Raw genomic sequence first — 15,304 nt, forward strand, 5'->3', positions numbered from 1 at the left:
TAAAAAGTAGTTAATGTGTCTTTCGGCAAAGTACCTTTAAAAGAATTTTTGCATAAGATACCCAGCGGCAATTGCGAGATATGTCCTTCCGTTGGAGAAGATGACGCGATACTTAAAATTGATAAACCTTACATAGTTATTCACTCTGATCCTATAACCGAGTCCTCAGTAGACCCAGGATTTCTCTCAATAGCCGTAGCATGTAACGATGTTAACATGAAAGGCGCACCTTGTAAGTGGGCTTTAACTACACTTTTACTTTCTTCAAGAAAGAGTCTAGACAGAATACTTTCTGGAATAAACGAGGCGTGTAAGATTTTAGGATGTAACGTAGTAGGCGGGCATACGGAGGTCGTAATGAACTTACCTTCAGATATAGTAGTTACAACAGCCTTTTCAACTACTGACAAAATTTTAACAGCTAGAAATGCTAAAGATGGCGATTATATTGTAATGGTAGGTAGTGCTGGGATTGAGGGTACTTGGATTTTAGCTAATCAATTTGAAGACTATTTGCTAAAATTAGGGGTTAAAAAGGAGACTATAGAGTCTGCAAAGCGCTTTAAGTACGATATAATAGTTCAAGAAAAAGCTTTGAATATAGCAGAATATGCTATAGGAATGCATGACGCAACAGAAGGAGGAGTATTACAAGCAGTATTAGAAATAGCAAAATTATCTAACTTAAAGGCAGTGATAAACCCAAACCTTATACCTGTAAGGAAAGAAACATTAGAAATAACTAAAGCATTGTCGATAGATTATTTAAGGTTAATTTCCTCTGGAGCGTTTTTAGTTATTACTAGAAATCCAGAAGAAGTAGTAAACAAAGCGGAAGAGAGTAATGTAATAGGAAGACTAATAAAAGGCGAGCCAAGTCTTCATTTAGAGGGAGTTGGAGATTTTAATGAGGACTTTGAAGAAGAGCTTGTCAGATTTGAAAGTAGTTATAATGGCAGGAGGTAAGGGAAGCAGATTATCTCCGATGAAGCCGGTCATTGAAGTATGTGGTAAACCTATGATATTATGGGTATACGAATTTTCAAAGCAATTTTCTGATAGAATCTTTATAGCTACAGTAAAGGATCATCCTGCATTACCTAAATTAAAGGAAATTATTTCGACGAATAATATAATTTTTACCGAAGGTAAAGGGTACGAATTCGATGTCATAGAAGCTGTAAAAAAAGTTGGACTTCCTTGCCTAGTATTTCCATCCGATACTCCTTTTATTCCTAAAGGGGCTGTTGAAAAACTTATTAACGAATGTGAAACTTCTATTTGCACCTTACTTTCTAAGGGTGATTTTATTGGCATTAGCTTATGGAATTCTTTGGACACATCCTCTTTCTCTTCAGTAAATACGGATTATGAAATTGTTAACGTTAATACGAATAAAGATTTATTGAAAATAAATGAAAAATGTAGTGAGGGATTTATTTGGGGAAAAGAATAGTAATATTTTATCCTTTTAGAGGAATTCTATTTCCCGTTTATCTTTTCATGGGATTAATTTTAGTGCTTGTATCAATAGGTTATTTCAAGGATCTACTCTTGTTTGTTGGTGTTAGTAGGAATCTGAGTTATCTCTTTGCCTTTGAAATATCTTTTCTAAGTCTTCTTTTAAGTCCAGTAAATTTTGTGATAAAGGAAGTAAAAAAGAGGGCAATTGCTCCTAGATATGATGTAGTTTATGTTTTTGGAATACCGTTTTATGTACCCAGGCTCGATATAGAATACTTCACTACGCAAGTTGCTATAAATTTCGGAGGAGCACTTATTCCATTAATATTATCTATATCGTTACTCTTTTTACTTTATAAATATTTGCTTCCTATATTTATAAATATAATCCTTTTAATTATAATATCAAAATATTTCTCAAAAGTGATTGAGGGTGTAGGAGTAGTGATGCACCCTTTTATTCCCCCCCTATTCTCCGTATTATTTAGTTATTTACTATTCTTTAAAATGCCAGAGCTTATACCGGTTTCAGCTTACATCTCAAGTGTTTTGGGTACATTAATAGGAGCAGATTTACTTAATCTAAGAAAAATAATTGACGCGGCTCCACAGATAGTGAGCATAGGAGGAATGGGAAGTTTTGACGGGATATTTCTATCTGGACTATTTTCAGTACTTTTAGGTGAATTAGTTATATCCATATTCTAAATGTTCTTTTATATTTCTTAACTAAAGCTATTGCTTCTCCGCCTTCCTTAAATTTTACAATAGCTTTTCCCCTTTCAAAAATGCCCTTAAGATAAGTAATGCCTCCTTCATCGTAACTTACGCTATCATATCTTAATAATCTTCCTAGTTTGAATTTTTTGCTAACCTTCTCTAGAATCTCTACTTCATAGTCTTCAGAATTCACTATTCTCTTTGGAGTATAGAAAACATAAATCTTTTTCACATTATTCTATACGCTTAAATATTATATATTGTTAACTCACTACTATGGAGGAAAGAGATGAAGTGTTATTAAAATTGAAAGAAGCCGTAGATTTATTCGTCAACACTCCTGGTACTCATTTGCTTATTCCAGAAATAAGAACAAACATAGGCTATGCAATTAAAGGTGCAAAAAATGTTAATGACGTAGCGGCTATTCCAGGGAGAATTAGTGTAGCATTTAATAGGGCAATCTATTGTATGCCACCAGCTTTTGGTGCTTCAGATCATGTAGCAAGAGTAATATTAACTGCAATGTCACATGATGAGAACATGAGAAGTGCAATAAATTTGAAATTCTATGAAGAAATCGTGAAAAATCTGAGCGACGTGTTTATATTTAATAGAAAGGAAGAACCGGAAGAAAGTAGAGAAAAAGAGAGACACACTATGAATTTCATGGTTGACCTTGCATACTCTAGACTGGGTAGAATACCTAGATATATAGTAGATCTAGGTGATTACGGTAAAGAACCCACTATTTTCATTTTAGGTAAGGAACCAATAGAAGTTGTAAAAGAAGCGATAAATTTACTTCAATTTATTCAATAAATCTTCTATCTCATTTTTACATCCATTTATAATATTATTTATTTTCTCATAATCTTCTTCACTTAATTTATCTCTGAAATTATAAATTATTAATCCTATCTCAAATAATTGATTTACCAACTTTCTATACTGGTTATTCTTAGTAAAAACATTCTTCATTTCCGTTTTCATTTTGTTGAAGGCTTCTTTACCCTTGTCAGTTATAATGTAAATTTTTTTATCATCTTTTTCCTCTACAGTTATCATTCCACTCTCAATTAATTGCTTTAGAACTGGATAAAGAGAACCAGGGCTGGGTTTATATATCCCATGAAATTTTTTCTCTATAGATTTAATTATCTCGTATGCATGCATAGGTTTATCGTTAAGTGCCTCTAGGATCAGTAGCTTCAATGTGCCTTTCCTTAGCCTTTCTAAGTTCATTTTCATATGTAAAAATGTCTTCTCACAATTTTATAATTTTAATTCTCACTTCATAGAATCATGTATTTTTATAATTAACTTTATTAACATTATTTATAAATTAGGGTTACCCTTAAATAATCCAAATTAACATTCATAGACTATGAAAAAGAAAGTTGTTATAGTTGGTGGCGGAAACGCTGGATCTATTGTAGCTAATAAATTAGCTAAAAACGCTGATCTAGAAGTAACAGTTATAGAACCATCAGAATATCATTATTATCAACCTGGTACTGTAGATATAGTAGGCGGAATAGGTAAGGAAGAAGAAATGATAAAAAACACTTCAGATATTTTACACGCTAAATGGATAAAGGATTATGCAACAAAAGTAGATGTTGAGAATCATACTGTATTCTTAAAAAATGGAGATAAGATTGACTATGACTACGTCGTAATAGCTGCTGGAGCGAGAAATAAAAAACTGGAAGGATTCCCAGACTGGCATACTATTGAAGGAGCTAAGTTGATGAAAACTATGGCAGACAATTTTGAAGGCAAAAAGATTGTCGTAGGATACTTCGGTTTAATAAAATGCCCTGCAGCTCCTTTTGAATTGTCCTTTATTTTAAAGCAGAGATTCCCTAAAGCAGACATAACGCTAGTAAATCCAGTAGCTCAACCTCCTCAAATACAAAAACCAATGGCTGAGATACTGGGCAAGATTGCTAAAGAATTAGGAGTTCAGGTCATAAGAGGTTTTAAAATTAAGGAAATAGATAGACAGAATAAAATTATAGAATCAGAAAATGGAGAGAAAATAAATTACGATCTAGCATTTATAGATACTCCTATTAGAGCTGGTGAGGAGTTCTCAAATCTTGTAGATAATTCTGGCTTAATACCAGTGAATAAGGAAACATTAAGATTTAAGGACTACGATAATGTATTTGCTATAGGAGATATTACTAATATAACTACGCCACCAAAAACTGGGGCAATAGCGCATTTTGAAGCAAATTATGTAGTTAAGGAAATTCAGAATGATTTATATGGGCAAGGGAAAGGAAAATTTGATGGCTCTGCTGCATGTGCAGTTTATGCCGGTTACGGAAAAGGTGCATTTATTTATATGAATTATGAGAAGAGTTATGCACTAGGTCCTTCATCAATATTTTTCACAGCTAAGAAAACATTTGCGCATATATATTGGCTCACAGTAGAAGGTAAGTTACTCTAGCTTTTTTCAAAAATTCTTGCCTAGGAAATGTTAGGAAGATATTACCTTTGTTTCAATTGTGAAATTTTTTCAGCTTTGCTAAAAAGGTCAGGATACATATGCTTCAATCCATACTCTAGAGCCTCCTTAGCTACTCTACTCATTTTAAATCCGGGTTTGGTATTATAGAGATATTGCAAAACCAAGTATGCGGGATAGCTCCATATACCTATTTTTGGATCTTTTTCCAGAAATTTCTTCATTATACTTTCTATACTGTCTTCTTCAGAATCTTCTTTCTTCTCTTCTTCTATGCTATTCTTAGTAGATTCTAGAGTATCCTCTATAGTCTTCTCTCTCTTTTCGTCTTTCTTCCCTTCGTCTTTTAGAGTCTTCTCTTCCTTCTTAGACTCTACAGTAGAATTCTCTTCCTTCTTCTCTTCTTGAGTCTTCTCTATTCTTTCTTCGCTCTTCTCTACGTTTTCTGCAGCACTTTTCTCTTCTTTCTTTTCTATACTCTTTTTCCTATTCAGTAAGAAGTCTAGTTCGCTCACTCTAGAGTCACCTTTGCTAACTCTTCAAAGAAGTGTGATAACTTTGGTTTCTTCAATCTAACCTCTTCGTATCTAGTCGCTGGAACTCCTAATCTAGACGCTTCAATAAATAATCTAGACTGTGGAATGTGTATATTTAAGAACTGTACTGAAGGTAATTCGAGACTTATAGCTTTGTTTGACAAGTTGGTAAAAGCTAAAGCTTTCTTGTTGAGGCTCTGTAATCTTCCGTCTAGATTTTTCGCAGCCTCTAAAGCTAAGGGTTGAGGAGTTACTGGGGATAATATTTTATCAGCTGCTATCATTGAGGCTACTGCTAATGTGCCTAAATTAGGGGGAGTATCTATAACTAAGATATCAAAGTTTTTTGCGGTTTCCTTAATTTTATTTACAACATCCTCTACATCTCCATTTAGCTCAGCTTTAAGTAGACCTAGATGTGCAGGAAATACTTCTACATTAAATATATTAACGCTCTTACTACCTATCTCAAGTTCTTTTTTCTCTCTCTTCATTCCAAATGATGTAGTACTTCCTCCTTCTGGATCCATATCTAGTAAAGCTACATTTTTTGATTTAGATAGGACGTAAGATAAATTAACTGCAGTAGTAGTTTTTCCGACACCACCTTTCTGATTAATAACTGTTATTATCATGTCTAGAGTATTCAATGAAGATTTTTTATAAGCATTGTTAGGCGGTATTCTCCAGACTCTAGTGTAGAATAACTTTTAAATAGTAGTTGTTCTAATCTAATATCATGATAAGTGATATAGTAAGAAAGAACTATAAAGAAGAGATCTTTGGTGCAACTGTTTACGAGGAGTTAGCCAAGATCGAGAAAAATGTCAAGGTTAAAGAAGTTTTAGAGGAGTTAGCTAATGGAGAGAAGTCTCATGCGTCATTTTGGAAGGAAGTTGCAGAGTCTAGAGGAGTAGAATTAGAAGAACTAGGATTCTTTGATAGACTAAAGATAAAAATACTTAAACTTTTTAGAAGAGTCTTCGGTCTTCCTTTGACATTAAAATTAGTCGAAAGAGGGGAAATAAGCGATGCAGAAAAATATTACCAACTATCTAAAGCTGCAGAATTTAACGATACAGAAAGGCAGAAATTATCGTCAATAATGATGCAGGAACTTGTACACGAGGATTTGTTAGTTCAAACTCAAATTAACGCTGACAAGATAAGGGATGCTATTTATGCTGTGAGTGATGGCTTAATAGAAGTCTTAGCAGGAGTTTCTGGACTTGCTAGTATTCTAGCATCTCCATTCCTTGTAGCGTTAGGAGGTATAATTATTGGAGTTTCAGGTACAATTTCAATGAGTATAGGAGCATATTTATCCTCAAGTTCCGAGAACGATATTAGAAAAAGTAAGCTAAAGAAAGAAAAGCTAAGGGCATTATTAGGTCAAGCTTACTCTTCTAATGAAGGTGATAACGAGATTAACAAAAACTCAGAAAGCGTTAAAATAACTGCAATTTCTTATATCCTTGGAGCTTTAGTCCCCATTCTTCCTTTCCTTTTAGGCTTAGGCGGTCTTTTAGGCCTTATTACTTCTTATGCATTTACTGGCGTCGTCACATTCATCGTAGGCGGAATTATAGGGATATTAAGTGACGTTAATCCATTTAAGAAAGGTGCAGTAATGGCTGGACTTGCAATAGTAGCGGCACTTGTTACTCATCTTATAGGTATAGCTTTTCATTTTATAGGTTATTGACTTAATTTCCAAATGATACTTTTTAATATCTCTTCCTTTATTATCTGTTTCTGTTTATATTCAAAGTATATTTTAGCTTTTTCTTCAGCAGTGAGAGTTTTTCCATTAATCACATCTTCCTGGGTTGCTTTTCCGCTATCTATACTTATACTTACTTTTCCATTTTCACCCACATTTATTGTAAGTATATTATGATAGGGAAAGAGGTTGTTTGAAACTACTGAAACAAGTAGCAAATACCCGGGTACTATTAAATTGCTCTTGAATACTCTAGATTCTTCAATCTTCTCTACAGATCTAGAATCCATGAATATGTTCCTCTTCTTTTCAATGTTCACTAGTTCGCCATTTTTAAATTCTAAAACTATATCGTCGTCTGATTGAGATAATATATCGTGATTTAGTTCGTCAAAAGAAGAATGAATTAAGAAAGTTAATCTAAACTTTCCTTCAATTGGTACTGCTTTAGGAGGGACATTATCGTTGTTTACTATCATCACCTTATTATTTTCTCCTATTGGTACTAAATAGTATGGAAAGTCTTCATAGTCCTTTTCCGCGTTAAATTTTTCCTTTATCTTCTTTATGAAGAAAGTTTTATTATATTTATATTCAATGTATAAATTATAAAAATCTTTATCTAGACTCTTGACCAGATTATTTAGCAATTCGTCCTCGAGGTAAAAGGAAAGCAATGGTACAAGCTGATTATTCTTACAATAATTAATCGCATCTTCTGCATCTTTTTTTATAGGAGAATCTAACAACTTATATAGTGATGAGGGGTTCATTCAAATTTTACTAAAATCTTAGCTAATAAACTTACTGGAGTTCCATTACGTCAAAGTCTTTGATCTCCTTTATTCTTTCCAACCTTATATGAAAATACGATAACGGATTAATGTCTGCTATTGCAAAATTTTCTTCTTCCCCCAGCTCTGCCAATGTAAGTAAGTCCACTATGCTATCATTTCTCTTATATGGAACAAAAATTACACTTTTGCCCGGATAATCTGGGGGGCTATAAACATTCGCATTAACTATCGCAACTCTATTCTCTAGACTTCTTACTCTTAAGTATTCTCTCCAAATTTCTATTCCATTGTAACTTATCTTAGAAGGCACTAGAATAATCTCTGCACCTTTTAGTACCATCTTTCTTATTACTTCTGGAAAATCCAAGTCATAACAAATTGCTATGCCTACCTTTATTCCGCTTATGGAAAAAATTGTAGAATAAGTTCCCGGCATTAATTTTTCTTTCTCTTTATTAAAAAGATGAAGTTTTTTAGCCAATCCTTTAATATTGCCGTTAGAATCTATAATTGGCGCTATAATTGATACTCCATCTTCAACAGCCCCTGGTATGATATATGCAGTGTATTTTATCGCAAGTCTCTGAAATTCCTTTAAAGGTAATTCTTCGACAGTTCTAACCCATTTTTCAGGTAAAAGTACTAATTGCGCTCCAGATAGTAACGCCTTCTCTGTAAGTACTAAGGCTGAACCAACGCTAGAAGGCTGTACTACTGCAATTTTCATTCTTCTTCCTTAGTTACTTTTTTGCTTTTATCGATCTTTTTTAATTTTTTGATTAAGTTATTTTCAACCTTTTCTACAGCTTTCTTTACTGCTACTATAGGATCCCAGTCTGTTTCACTTGCTATGAAGTTACCTTCTTTAGTACTAACTGTTACAGTAGTTTTATATAGAGTCTTATCTTGACTTTTTGCAGCCTCCTTAAATGACACCTTAAAGTTTATAATATCAGTCATTTTTTCTAGTTTGCTTAAATATCTTTCAATAACTCCGTCAATTTCCGCCTTAATTTCTTCCTTCTTTAGTCCTGAAGTAAGTTTTGCCTCAATTGGCATAGTTAAATTGTATTTTGACTCTAATGACTTTATTATATCTATTGTACTTATTACTCCTTCAATGAAATCTCCCTCAAGTACCGGTGCTCCAGATATGTTCTTCTTTAAGAGTAGTTCTGCAACGGATTTTAACGAATCAGAGCCTTTAACTGAAATTACTGGCGAAGTCATTATCTCTTTTACCGGCATTGCCATTATCCTTTCTTCTTCTGTTAATATTGACGATCTTTTCTTTTCATTAATAGAATATAATGCATTAACTATATCTCTAGAGCTTACTATTCCCTCTAGTTTCTTCTCTCTAGTTACTGGTAATCTACTTATATTATCTCTAATCATTAGCCACCTTGCTCTCGCTACAGATTCTTCTGCTTCTATTGTTAATGCAGGAGAAGACATATATTCTCTTGCTTTTTTATTACTTTCAATTTGATTAGTGTCTAAGAGATATTTAATGACAGATTCTCTAGTAATCATACCTATAAGTTCCTTATTTTTATTAACTACTGGTATCGCCCTGGCTTTTGTGGTATAAAACTTTGCTATGACTTTTGGAAAGTCGTCTTTCTCATCGATCGTTATAGACGGTGAAGATAATGTAAGTACCTTAGCATCTAAGCTTACTCTTCTCTTTAAAAGATCTTTATATGTAAGTAATCCAATAACTTTCTTATGCAAAACTACTGGAACAACCCATTGGTTTTTCTCCTTCATCTTTGGTAAAATATCTCTTAACCTATCGTTAGGATTTGCTACCACTTGAGGCTCGACGTATAACTCTTCCAAATCTACCACGTATAATCTTTTTATAATGAGAAAATAAAACTTCTATGGAGAATTTGAGGAAGACCGTATTTATATGGAATGAAAATTATTTGGATTATTCGTTTCCTGGAGATCACCCATTTAAATCTCTTAGAGAGTCTATGGCAAAGAAGCTAATGGAAGAAAGAGGATTTTTCCATGAAATAGATTTAGAAAATGCCGAGCCTGTAACAGAGAGCTTACTAGAAAAGATTCATGATAAGGAATATATAGAATTTGTAAAAAAGAAGAGTCTAGAAGGAAAAGGATATTTAGACGACGGAGATACGCCAGCCTTTAAAGGAATATATGAGGCAGCAATTCTAAGGGTAGGAGGTAGCGTAAAAGCATTAGAAATGATAGAGAAAGGATACGACGTAGCAATAAATTTGGGTGGAGGATTTCATCATGCAAAGAAATCCTCTGCTTCAGGATTTTGTGTATTTAACGATGTAGCTCTAATAGCTAAGCTTGCTGAGAAGAAATACAAAATAGCAATAGTAGATATTGACGGTCATCATGGGGATGGAACACAACAATTGCTTTTTGATGATAATAGAGTTTTGAAAGCTTCTTTGCATATGTTCCATAGAAACTTCTTTCCCGGAACTGGAAATTATGATGAAATAGGAGAAGGTAAAGGTAAAGGATTTACTATCAACGTTCCCTTACCGCCCGGCACAGCAGACGATGCGTATATTTCAGCTTTTAAGGAAGTTATAGTTAGAAAATTGGAAAAGTTTAAGCCAGAGTTAATAATTATAGTTGAAGGAGGTGATTCTCATTTTGATGATCCTTTAGTAGAATTAAAATTGTCTACTAAAGGCTACTCTGAGGTTATAAATGAAATCTTAAGCATAGCCAAGAGATTCTCATCTAAAATAATATTATTAGGCGGTGGAGGATATAATTATGAAGCTACAGCTAGAATATGGACTATAACTACAGCTCAACTTGCGGGACTTGATATGAGCGAAGTCGATTTACTTCACGATTGTTGCTTTACGTCGTCTACTAATTTTGTAAAAGAAAAGGTTAATGAAGTAATAAAAAAACTTAAGGAAATTCATGGCTTACTCGACTAGTATCAATGCCGCTGCCTTTCTTGCTTTTTCTTTGGCTTCTTCGACAGTGCTTCCGTTAGCTAACACTACTCCCATTCTTCTTTTTTCATAGCTGTAAGGCTTGCCAAATAATCTAACTTGAACACCCGGAATCTCTAAAGCTTTTTCTAAATTAAGATATTTGGGATTCCACTCTTCTCTCTCAGCTAAAATTACATGAGACGCTGCAGGAGTTAATAACCTAACTTCAGGAGTTGGTAAGCCTAATGCACTTCTCACATGAACTTGAAATTCGCTTATATCTTGGCTAGCCATAGTAACCATTCCAGTATCATGAGGTCTAGGAGAAACTTCACTAAAGAGCACTCTATTACCTGATTTTATTATTTCTACACCAAAAATTCCTACTCCACCTAATTCTTCTACGACTTTTATTGCATAAGATTTAGCTTTTTCTACAACTTCATCTTGAACTGTAGCTGGTTGCCAAGATTCGACATAATAATAACTAGGTCTTTGATGCTCTACTGGAGGAAAAGTTTTAGTAACTATTCCTTTTCCAGTATTATATCTATAAGTTAAAATTGTAAGCTCAGTGTCTATCTTCACGTACTCCTCAACTATAACTCTTTTACTCTTGCCTCTAGCGTGGGATATTGATTCTTTATACGCGTCTTCTATTTCATCTTCCTTATTTATTAAAACGTGCCCATGGCCACTGGAACTCATTTCTGGTTTTATAAGACAAGGAAATCCTATGTCTCTACAAGCTTTTCTAACTTCTTCTGCACTTTCTGCAAAGGCATAGGTCGTCGTTGGAACTTTCAATTTCTCTGCAGCAAGCCTTCGTAATTCTATTCTATTCATACAAATTTTTACTGCTTGCGCGTTTGGTATTATCTTATACCCAGAATTTTCAAGGTCAATTAGGGCATCAGTATTAATTGCTTCTATCTCTGTAATAATTCCGTCGGGATTTTCTCTCTTGACTATAGACTTTAGAGCCGATGGATCCATCATATCTATTACATACTTTCTATGAGCTACGTGCATTGCAGGAGCCATATCGTATCTATCAACAGCAACCACTTCTATGCCCATCCTTTGTGCTTCTATCGCTATTTCCTTACCTAACTCTCCGCTTCCTAAGAGCATTAGTTTCTTTGAGCCTTCTAAAAGAGGTGTTCCGATCTCCATGTATGAAATTACTTAAATAAGATAAAAAATTTGCCTATACATCTTCTATTTTTTCTTTAATCAAGTAAATGCAAATCTATCCATTTGTAAAGTCTGTTATAATCTTTCATCAGATAGAATAGGCAAATCCAATTTTTAGGTACTCTGCATTTTCCAGAATAAGGGAAGACTATTGCACCGTACTTGAATTTTTTAGCATATTGTGTTACTTGTTCTAAGTTACTTTCTCTAACTTTAGCTTCTATGGCTATTTTGTTTTCGACTATAAAGTCGGGCTTATTATGAAGAGAAACTCCTTTTATTGTAGAATATATTTCCTTATTTCTCTCTACACTATACTTTCTAGAGAGAATAGAATATACGTAATCCTCAAATACTTTTCCCAATAATTGGTTAAGCCTTATTTTTCTCTCCTTATTAGGATATGCCAAAGCAGGTAAAAGGTCTACGTTAGGATTAATTTCCTTTATTCTATTTATCAAGATTCTTTCTTCATTATCTACGTAAAACTGCAAATCCGTTATTTCCTTATTTCCTTCAAAAGCTTTAACAAGCCAATTATCAACGTATACTACAATTTTACCGTTATTTTCATCTGGTATTAGCAAGCCTTCTTCTGTCTTATTATATTTAAATGCTCTCACGGCTCAAACTTAATAGTTCTTGGAAATTCTAAAATGTTGTGTTTGTTACTTTAACAGATATAGCGTGGGCAGTAGTCCTTACTATATGGGTAATGATAGTTACATTGTATATCTCAAAATATGTTGCTAGAAAAACTACTATTTATGTTGCTAGAAAAACCATACATATTCTAGGTGGAGGTTTGGTCGCGGTAGTTTCTCCTTTTGTTTTTTCATCACCATTACTTCCAATAATTCTGTCTTATCTATTAACTGCATATTTGATTTTCCATAGAGAAAGACAACCGCTTAATTGGTTTCAAGATAAAGAAAATAGAGGAGAAGTATGGTTTACTTTCTCTTTTGGGACAATTTTGTTATTAAGCTGGATCTTGATTAGAAATTTCTGGGATCTTGGATCAAGAGATATTTACGTAGCGTTATTACCCTTATTTTACATGTCTTTTGGCGACGGAGTTACTGGCATAATAAGAAATTATGTATATAAAAGGAGGGTGAAAGGCTGGTGGGGATCTTTAGGGATGTTTATAGTTTCTTCTCTTTTAGGATATTATTTTCTATCTATTCCAGGCTTAATTTCTGGAATCTTGGCTACTATAGTAGAAAGAATAGGTAAGGTTGACGATAATATTTTAGTTCCTTTTGTCCCATTTATCTTCTTATATATCACTGTAGTACTTCTTAATCTTTAAGAAGTCCTCATAATCAAAGATTTTTAACTTAAGATCTGTAGTATTTATTATTATTATTCCATCAATTTTAGCTGACTTTAATGAAAGTAAATTAACATCTAAGCTATTGTGATATTTCCTAATTAACCGCATGAGATTCCTTATTTCATCTTCGCTTCTTTTCTCTTTATCCTTTAATAGCTCTACAGGTACTGGAGGAATATAGTATGAAGGTACTGCAATGTAAAATTGTGAAGCTAGATTACTATATCTAGCTATTTTTAAGGCCATTCTGCTCATTAGGAAGTCCTCTTGCTTTCCAGCAAAACTTGGAGGAACGAACCCCGTTTCAACCTCTATTCCCACATCTATTCCCTTTATTGCATAAACATCAATTATCTTGCCATTACTTTCATGCTCTACTGATACTTTGAATCCTTCTTTGATTAAATAAGCTGCTACTATAAGCTCTAATGCCGAGTGAGTGATATTAACAAATCCTAACTTATGAAAATCTATCAGTCTTTTATATATTTCATCTATCTGTGGTAAATTTCCGTAATTAGATATTATTCTGCATTTAATATTATGTAAGTCTTTAGTATAATTATCGCGTTTCATACGAATTACCTCTCAGTCAGGGGAAACGCTCTTCATTCATTCAGCAAACCGTCACGTCATCATATTCAACTAACTTTAACAACTCTGAAAATAAAATCATTTTCATGTTAAGTTTCTTAGTTGGTTCTCCTGCTCCATCTTGGTATGATTTAAAAGATATATTTGAAGACTATAGGAGCGTAGCTGTTTACGTCGATGATAAGGGTAATATAGAAATGATAAAAGTCAGTAGCCTTGATGACTGTTTTTTACCAACTTCAGTATTAGTTAATCCGGCATATTTGAAAAAATTAAAGCCTTACTATATAAAATTACCTAATTTCGTAGCATTTCCAATATTTAGCCTTAAAATATTAAGAAAAATGATAGAAATGAAATATTGGAGAGCTATAGAATATTATTCTGGGAATGAATTCATAGGTGGTTGGGTGTTATACGATTGTAAGAATTGTGAAGAAAAACAAATGTTACATTTGCAAGTTACTGCTAATAACGATGAAGAACTTTACTTAAAGCACTTATCAATTTACAATTCATGAGGTTCCTTTCCTATCTTAAAGTCCTTTACTCCATTGAACCTATCTACAATGTAATCCTTATCTTCTTCTCCTTTAGTTATAAAATTAAAAAGTAATCTTGCGACACCTGGTCCAACTTCTGCACCGTAACCGTCAAATCCTCCTATGAAATATAAATTGTCTAATAATCTTCCATAAGCAGGTCTCATGTCAGGAGTTCCTTCGCAGAACTCTCCAGAAGTATAAATAACCCTTAATTTTCCTAGTCTTTTTCTAGCCCTAGTCATAACCTCTTCTGGGTCAACTTTTATCCTTTGGCAAGGCTTAGCCTCTATAGTCTCTCCATCACCTATGATTGCAGTTCTAATTCCTAAGCCTAAAAATGGCCTTGAATAAAAATTTAATTCGTAATCATAAACAAACATCCTATCTAATTTACTATCTTGAGTTAAAGTGAGAGATGCCCAGCAATAATAACTCTTCGTAGGGACACTAAAAATTTGGCTATTCCAAGGGCCCGCTGCAAGGATTATAATATCCGATTCAATATATTTGTCATTAATTTTCGCTATTGCAGTATTTCCTTTTTTAATGACTGATGCTTTCTCTTTAATTATTGGCACCCCATCTATCATTCTCTTAATATAAACTAGTCTATCTCCTCCTACAGCGTAAATTCCTTTTGAGTTAAAGATAATTTTCTCTTCAATCTTCACTCCATACTCTTCCCATAGCTTAATTAATTTCTCATCAATTTTTCCTATGGTAAAAGAGGGAAATTCCTTAGTCTCAATATTAAATTCCTTGTAAAAGTCTAAAGCTAACTTTGATAGATAAACGTCTTTATCCACTAAAAGTAAAGAGTGAATCAAACTAGGAAAGATTCTTCTAATTCTTGGATCTATAACCTTTACGTTATGGCCTGCCTTTTTGAACATATAATAAAGTGAACTTCCTGCTATTCCAGAGCCTATTATTGTTACTTTCAACAAAGAAAACGCTAA

The 15,304-nt window shown here is 33.4% G+C and carries 20 protein-coding genes; 9 read left to right on the forward strand and 11 right to left on the reverse strand.

The features are described 5' to 3' along the window. Nucleotides 1–15 precede the first annotated feature (15 nt). Genes D1866_RS07070 through D1866_RS07080 form a run of 3 tightly spaced genes read left to right on the forward strand, consistent with a single transcriptional unit; the run spans nucleotide 16 to nucleotide 2,172 of the window. Nucleotides 16–966 (forward strand): AIR synthase family protein, encoded by a 951-nt coding sequence (locus D1866_RS07070; RefSeq protein WP_155861110.1) that lies wholly within the window; start codon nucleotides 16–18, stop codon nucleotides 964–966. Then, entirely contained in the window at nucleotides 908–1,456 is a 549-nt protein-coding gene (locus D1866_RS07075; RefSeq protein ID WP_152941655.1) for an NTP transferase domain-containing protein, read from the forward strand. Before D1866_RS07070 ends, D1866_RS07075 begins: the two co-directional genes overlap by 59 nt. Then, on the forward strand, nucleotides 1,441–2,172 hold the full coding sequence (locus D1866_RS07080; RefSeq protein WP_152941652.1) for a DUF1614 domain-containing protein: 732 nt from the start codon (nucleotides 1,441–1,443) through the stop codon (nucleotides 2,170–2,172). Before D1866_RS07075 ends, D1866_RS07080 begins: the two co-directional genes overlap by 16 nt. Here D1866_RS07080 and D1866_RS07085 read toward each other — a convergent pair. Continuing rightward, nucleotides 2,156–2,416 carry a hypothetical protein gene (locus D1866_RS07085; protein ID WP_152941650.1) on the reverse strand — a complete coding sequence of 87 codons (261 nt, stop codon included), beginning with the start codon at nucleotides 2,414–2,416 and terminating at the stop codon, nucleotides 2,156–2,158. The genes D1866_RS07080 and D1866_RS07085 overlap by 17 nt on opposite strands. A gap of 44 nt (nucleotides 2,417–2,460) precedes the next feature. Here D1866_RS07085 and D1866_RS07090 point away from each other — a divergent pair, with 44 nt between their 5' ends. Beyond that, nucleotides 2,461–3,006: a thiamine-phosphate synthase family protein gene (locus D1866_RS07090; protein ID WP_152941648.1), complete on the forward strand. Its 546-nt coding sequence runs from the start codon at nucleotides 2,461–2,463 to the stop codon at nucleotides 3,004–3,006. Here D1866_RS07090 and D1866_RS07095 read toward each other — a convergent pair. Continuing rightward, on the reverse strand, nucleotides 2,986–3,435 hold the full coding sequence (locus D1866_RS07095; protein WP_152941646.1) for a PadR family transcriptional regulator: 450 nt from the start codon (nucleotides 3,433–3,435) through the stop codon (nucleotides 2,986–2,988). The genes D1866_RS07090 and D1866_RS07095 overlap by 21 nt on opposite strands. A gap of 136 nt (nucleotides 3,436–3,571) precedes the next feature. Here D1866_RS07095 and D1866_RS07100 point away from each other — a divergent pair, with 136 nt between their 5' ends. Continuing rightward, complete coding sequence (locus D1866_RS07100; RefSeq protein ID WP_152941644.1) at nucleotides 3,572–4,648, forward strand: NAD(P)/FAD-dependent oxidoreductase; 1,077 nt, start codon at nucleotides 3,572–3,574, stop codon at nucleotides 4,646–4,648. Nucleotides 4,649–4,689: 41 nt separating this feature from the next. Here the strand turns inward: D1866_RS07100 and D1866_RS07105 are convergent, their stop codons facing one another. Both D1866_RS07105 and D1866_RS07110 read right to left on the reverse strand, forming a co-directional pair. Next, nucleotides 4,690–5,181 carry a hypothetical protein gene (locus D1866_RS07105; protein WP_155861111.1) on the reverse strand — a complete coding sequence of 164 codons (492 nt, stop codon included), beginning with the start codon at nucleotides 5,179–5,181 and terminating at the stop codon, nucleotides 4,690–4,692. Next, nucleotides 5,178–5,837 carry a ParA family protein gene (locus D1866_RS07110; protein ID WP_152941642.1) on the reverse strand — a complete coding sequence of 220 codons (660 nt, stop codon included), beginning with the start codon at nucleotides 5,835–5,837 and terminating at the stop codon, nucleotides 5,178–5,180. Before D1866_RS07110 ends, D1866_RS07105 begins: the two co-directional genes overlap by 4 nt. Nucleotides 5,838–5,941: 104 nt before the next feature. Here D1866_RS07110 and D1866_RS07115 point away from each other — a divergent pair, with 104 nt between their 5' ends. After that, entirely contained in the window at nucleotides 5,942–6,907 is a 966-nt protein-coding gene (locus D1866_RS07115; protein WP_152941640.1) for a VIT1/CCC1 transporter family protein, read from the forward strand. On the opposite strand, the gene D1866_RS07120 is transcribed toward D1866_RS07115, so the two are convergent. From D1866_RS07120 to D1866_RS07130, 3 genes are read right to left on the reverse strand one after another with little or no spacing between them, the layout of a single operon-like run. Then, nucleotides 6,901–7,698, reverse strand: a complete 798-nt coding sequence (locus D1866_RS07120) for a hypothetical protein (protein ID WP_152941638.1) — start codon at nucleotides 7,696–7,698, stop codon at nucleotides 6,901–6,903. The two genes, D1866_RS07115 and D1866_RS07120, sit on opposite strands and share 7 nt — an antisense overlap. Nucleotides 7,699–7,729: 31 nt before the next feature. Further along, a complete protein-coding gene (locus D1866_RS07125) occupies nucleotides 7,730–8,449 on the reverse strand; it encodes a carbon-nitrogen hydrolase family protein (RefSeq protein ID WP_152941636.1) in 720 nt (239 codons plus the stop codon). Then, on the reverse strand, nucleotides 8,446–9,576 hold the full coding sequence (locus D1866_RS07130) for a CBS domain-containing protein (RefSeq protein ID WP_155861112.1): 1,131 nt from the start codon (nucleotides 9,574–9,576) through the stop codon (nucleotides 8,446–8,448). Before D1866_RS07130 ends, D1866_RS07125 begins: the two co-directional genes overlap by 4 nt. 44 nt (nucleotides 9,577–9,620) lie before the next feature. On the opposite strand from D1866_RS07130, the gene D1866_RS07135 reads away from it, so the two are divergent. Beyond that, complete coding sequence (locus D1866_RS07135) at nucleotides 9,621–10,670, forward strand: acetoin utilization protein AcuC (RefSeq protein ID WP_152942936.1); 1,050 nt, start codon at nucleotides 9,621–9,623, stop codon at nucleotides 10,668–10,670. Here the strand turns inward: D1866_RS07135 and purT are convergent. Both purT and D1866_RS07145 read right to left on the reverse strand, forming a co-directional pair. Continuing rightward, the gene (purT, locus tag D1866_RS07140) at nucleotides 10,659–11,846 is read right to left on the reverse strand and encodes a formate-dependent phosphoribosylglycinamide formyltransferase (protein ID WP_152941634.1); all 1,188 of its coding nucleotides are present in this window, start codon (nucleotides 11,844–11,846) and stop codon (nucleotides 10,659–10,661) included. The genes D1866_RS07135 and purT overlap by 12 nt on opposite strands. 56 nt (nucleotides 11,847–11,902) lie before the next feature. Beyond that, nucleotides 11,903–12,490, reverse strand: a complete 588-nt coding sequence (locus D1866_RS07145; protein WP_155861113.1) for a tudor domain-containing protein — start codon at nucleotides 12,488–12,490, stop codon at nucleotides 11,903–11,905. Nucleotides 12,491–12,528: 38 nt separating this feature from the next. Between D1866_RS07145 and D1866_RS07150 the strand changes: the two genes are divergently transcribed. After that, the gene (locus D1866_RS07150) at nucleotides 12,529–13,182 is read left to right on the forward strand and encodes a diacylglycerol/polyprenol kinase family protein (RefSeq protein WP_155861114.1); all 654 of its coding nucleotides are present in this window, start codon (nucleotides 12,529–12,531) and stop codon (nucleotides 13,180–13,182) included. Here D1866_RS07150 and D1866_RS07155 read toward each other — a convergent pair. Further along, the gene (locus tag D1866_RS07155; protein WP_152941630.1) at nucleotides 13,150–13,782 is read right to left on the reverse strand and encodes a hypothetical protein; all 633 of its coding nucleotides are present in this window, start codon (nucleotides 13,780–13,782) and stop codon (nucleotides 13,150–13,152) included. The two genes, D1866_RS07150 and D1866_RS07155, sit on opposite strands and share 33 nt — an antisense overlap. A gap of 104 nt (nucleotides 13,783–13,886) precedes the next feature. Between D1866_RS07155 and D1866_RS07160 the strand changes: the two genes are divergently transcribed. Beyond that, entirely contained in the window at nucleotides 13,887–14,321 is a 435-nt protein-coding gene (locus D1866_RS07160; RefSeq protein WP_152941628.1) for a hypothetical protein, read from the forward strand. Here the strand turns inward: D1866_RS07160 and D1866_RS07165 are convergent. Next, nucleotides 14,309–15,289 (reverse strand): FAD-dependent oxidoreductase, encoded by a 981-nt coding sequence (locus D1866_RS07165; protein WP_231136265.1) that lies wholly within the window; start codon nucleotides 15,287–15,289, stop codon nucleotides 14,309–14,311. The two genes, D1866_RS07160 and D1866_RS07165, sit on opposite strands and share 13 nt — an antisense overlap. Nucleotides 15,290–15,304 lie beyond the last annotated feature (15 nt).

This window comes from Acidianus ambivalens (genome assembly GCF_009729015.1).
Taxonomy (GTDB): Archaea; Thermoproteota; Thermoprotei_A; order Sulfolobales; family Sulfolobaceae; genus Acidianus; species Acidianus ambivalens.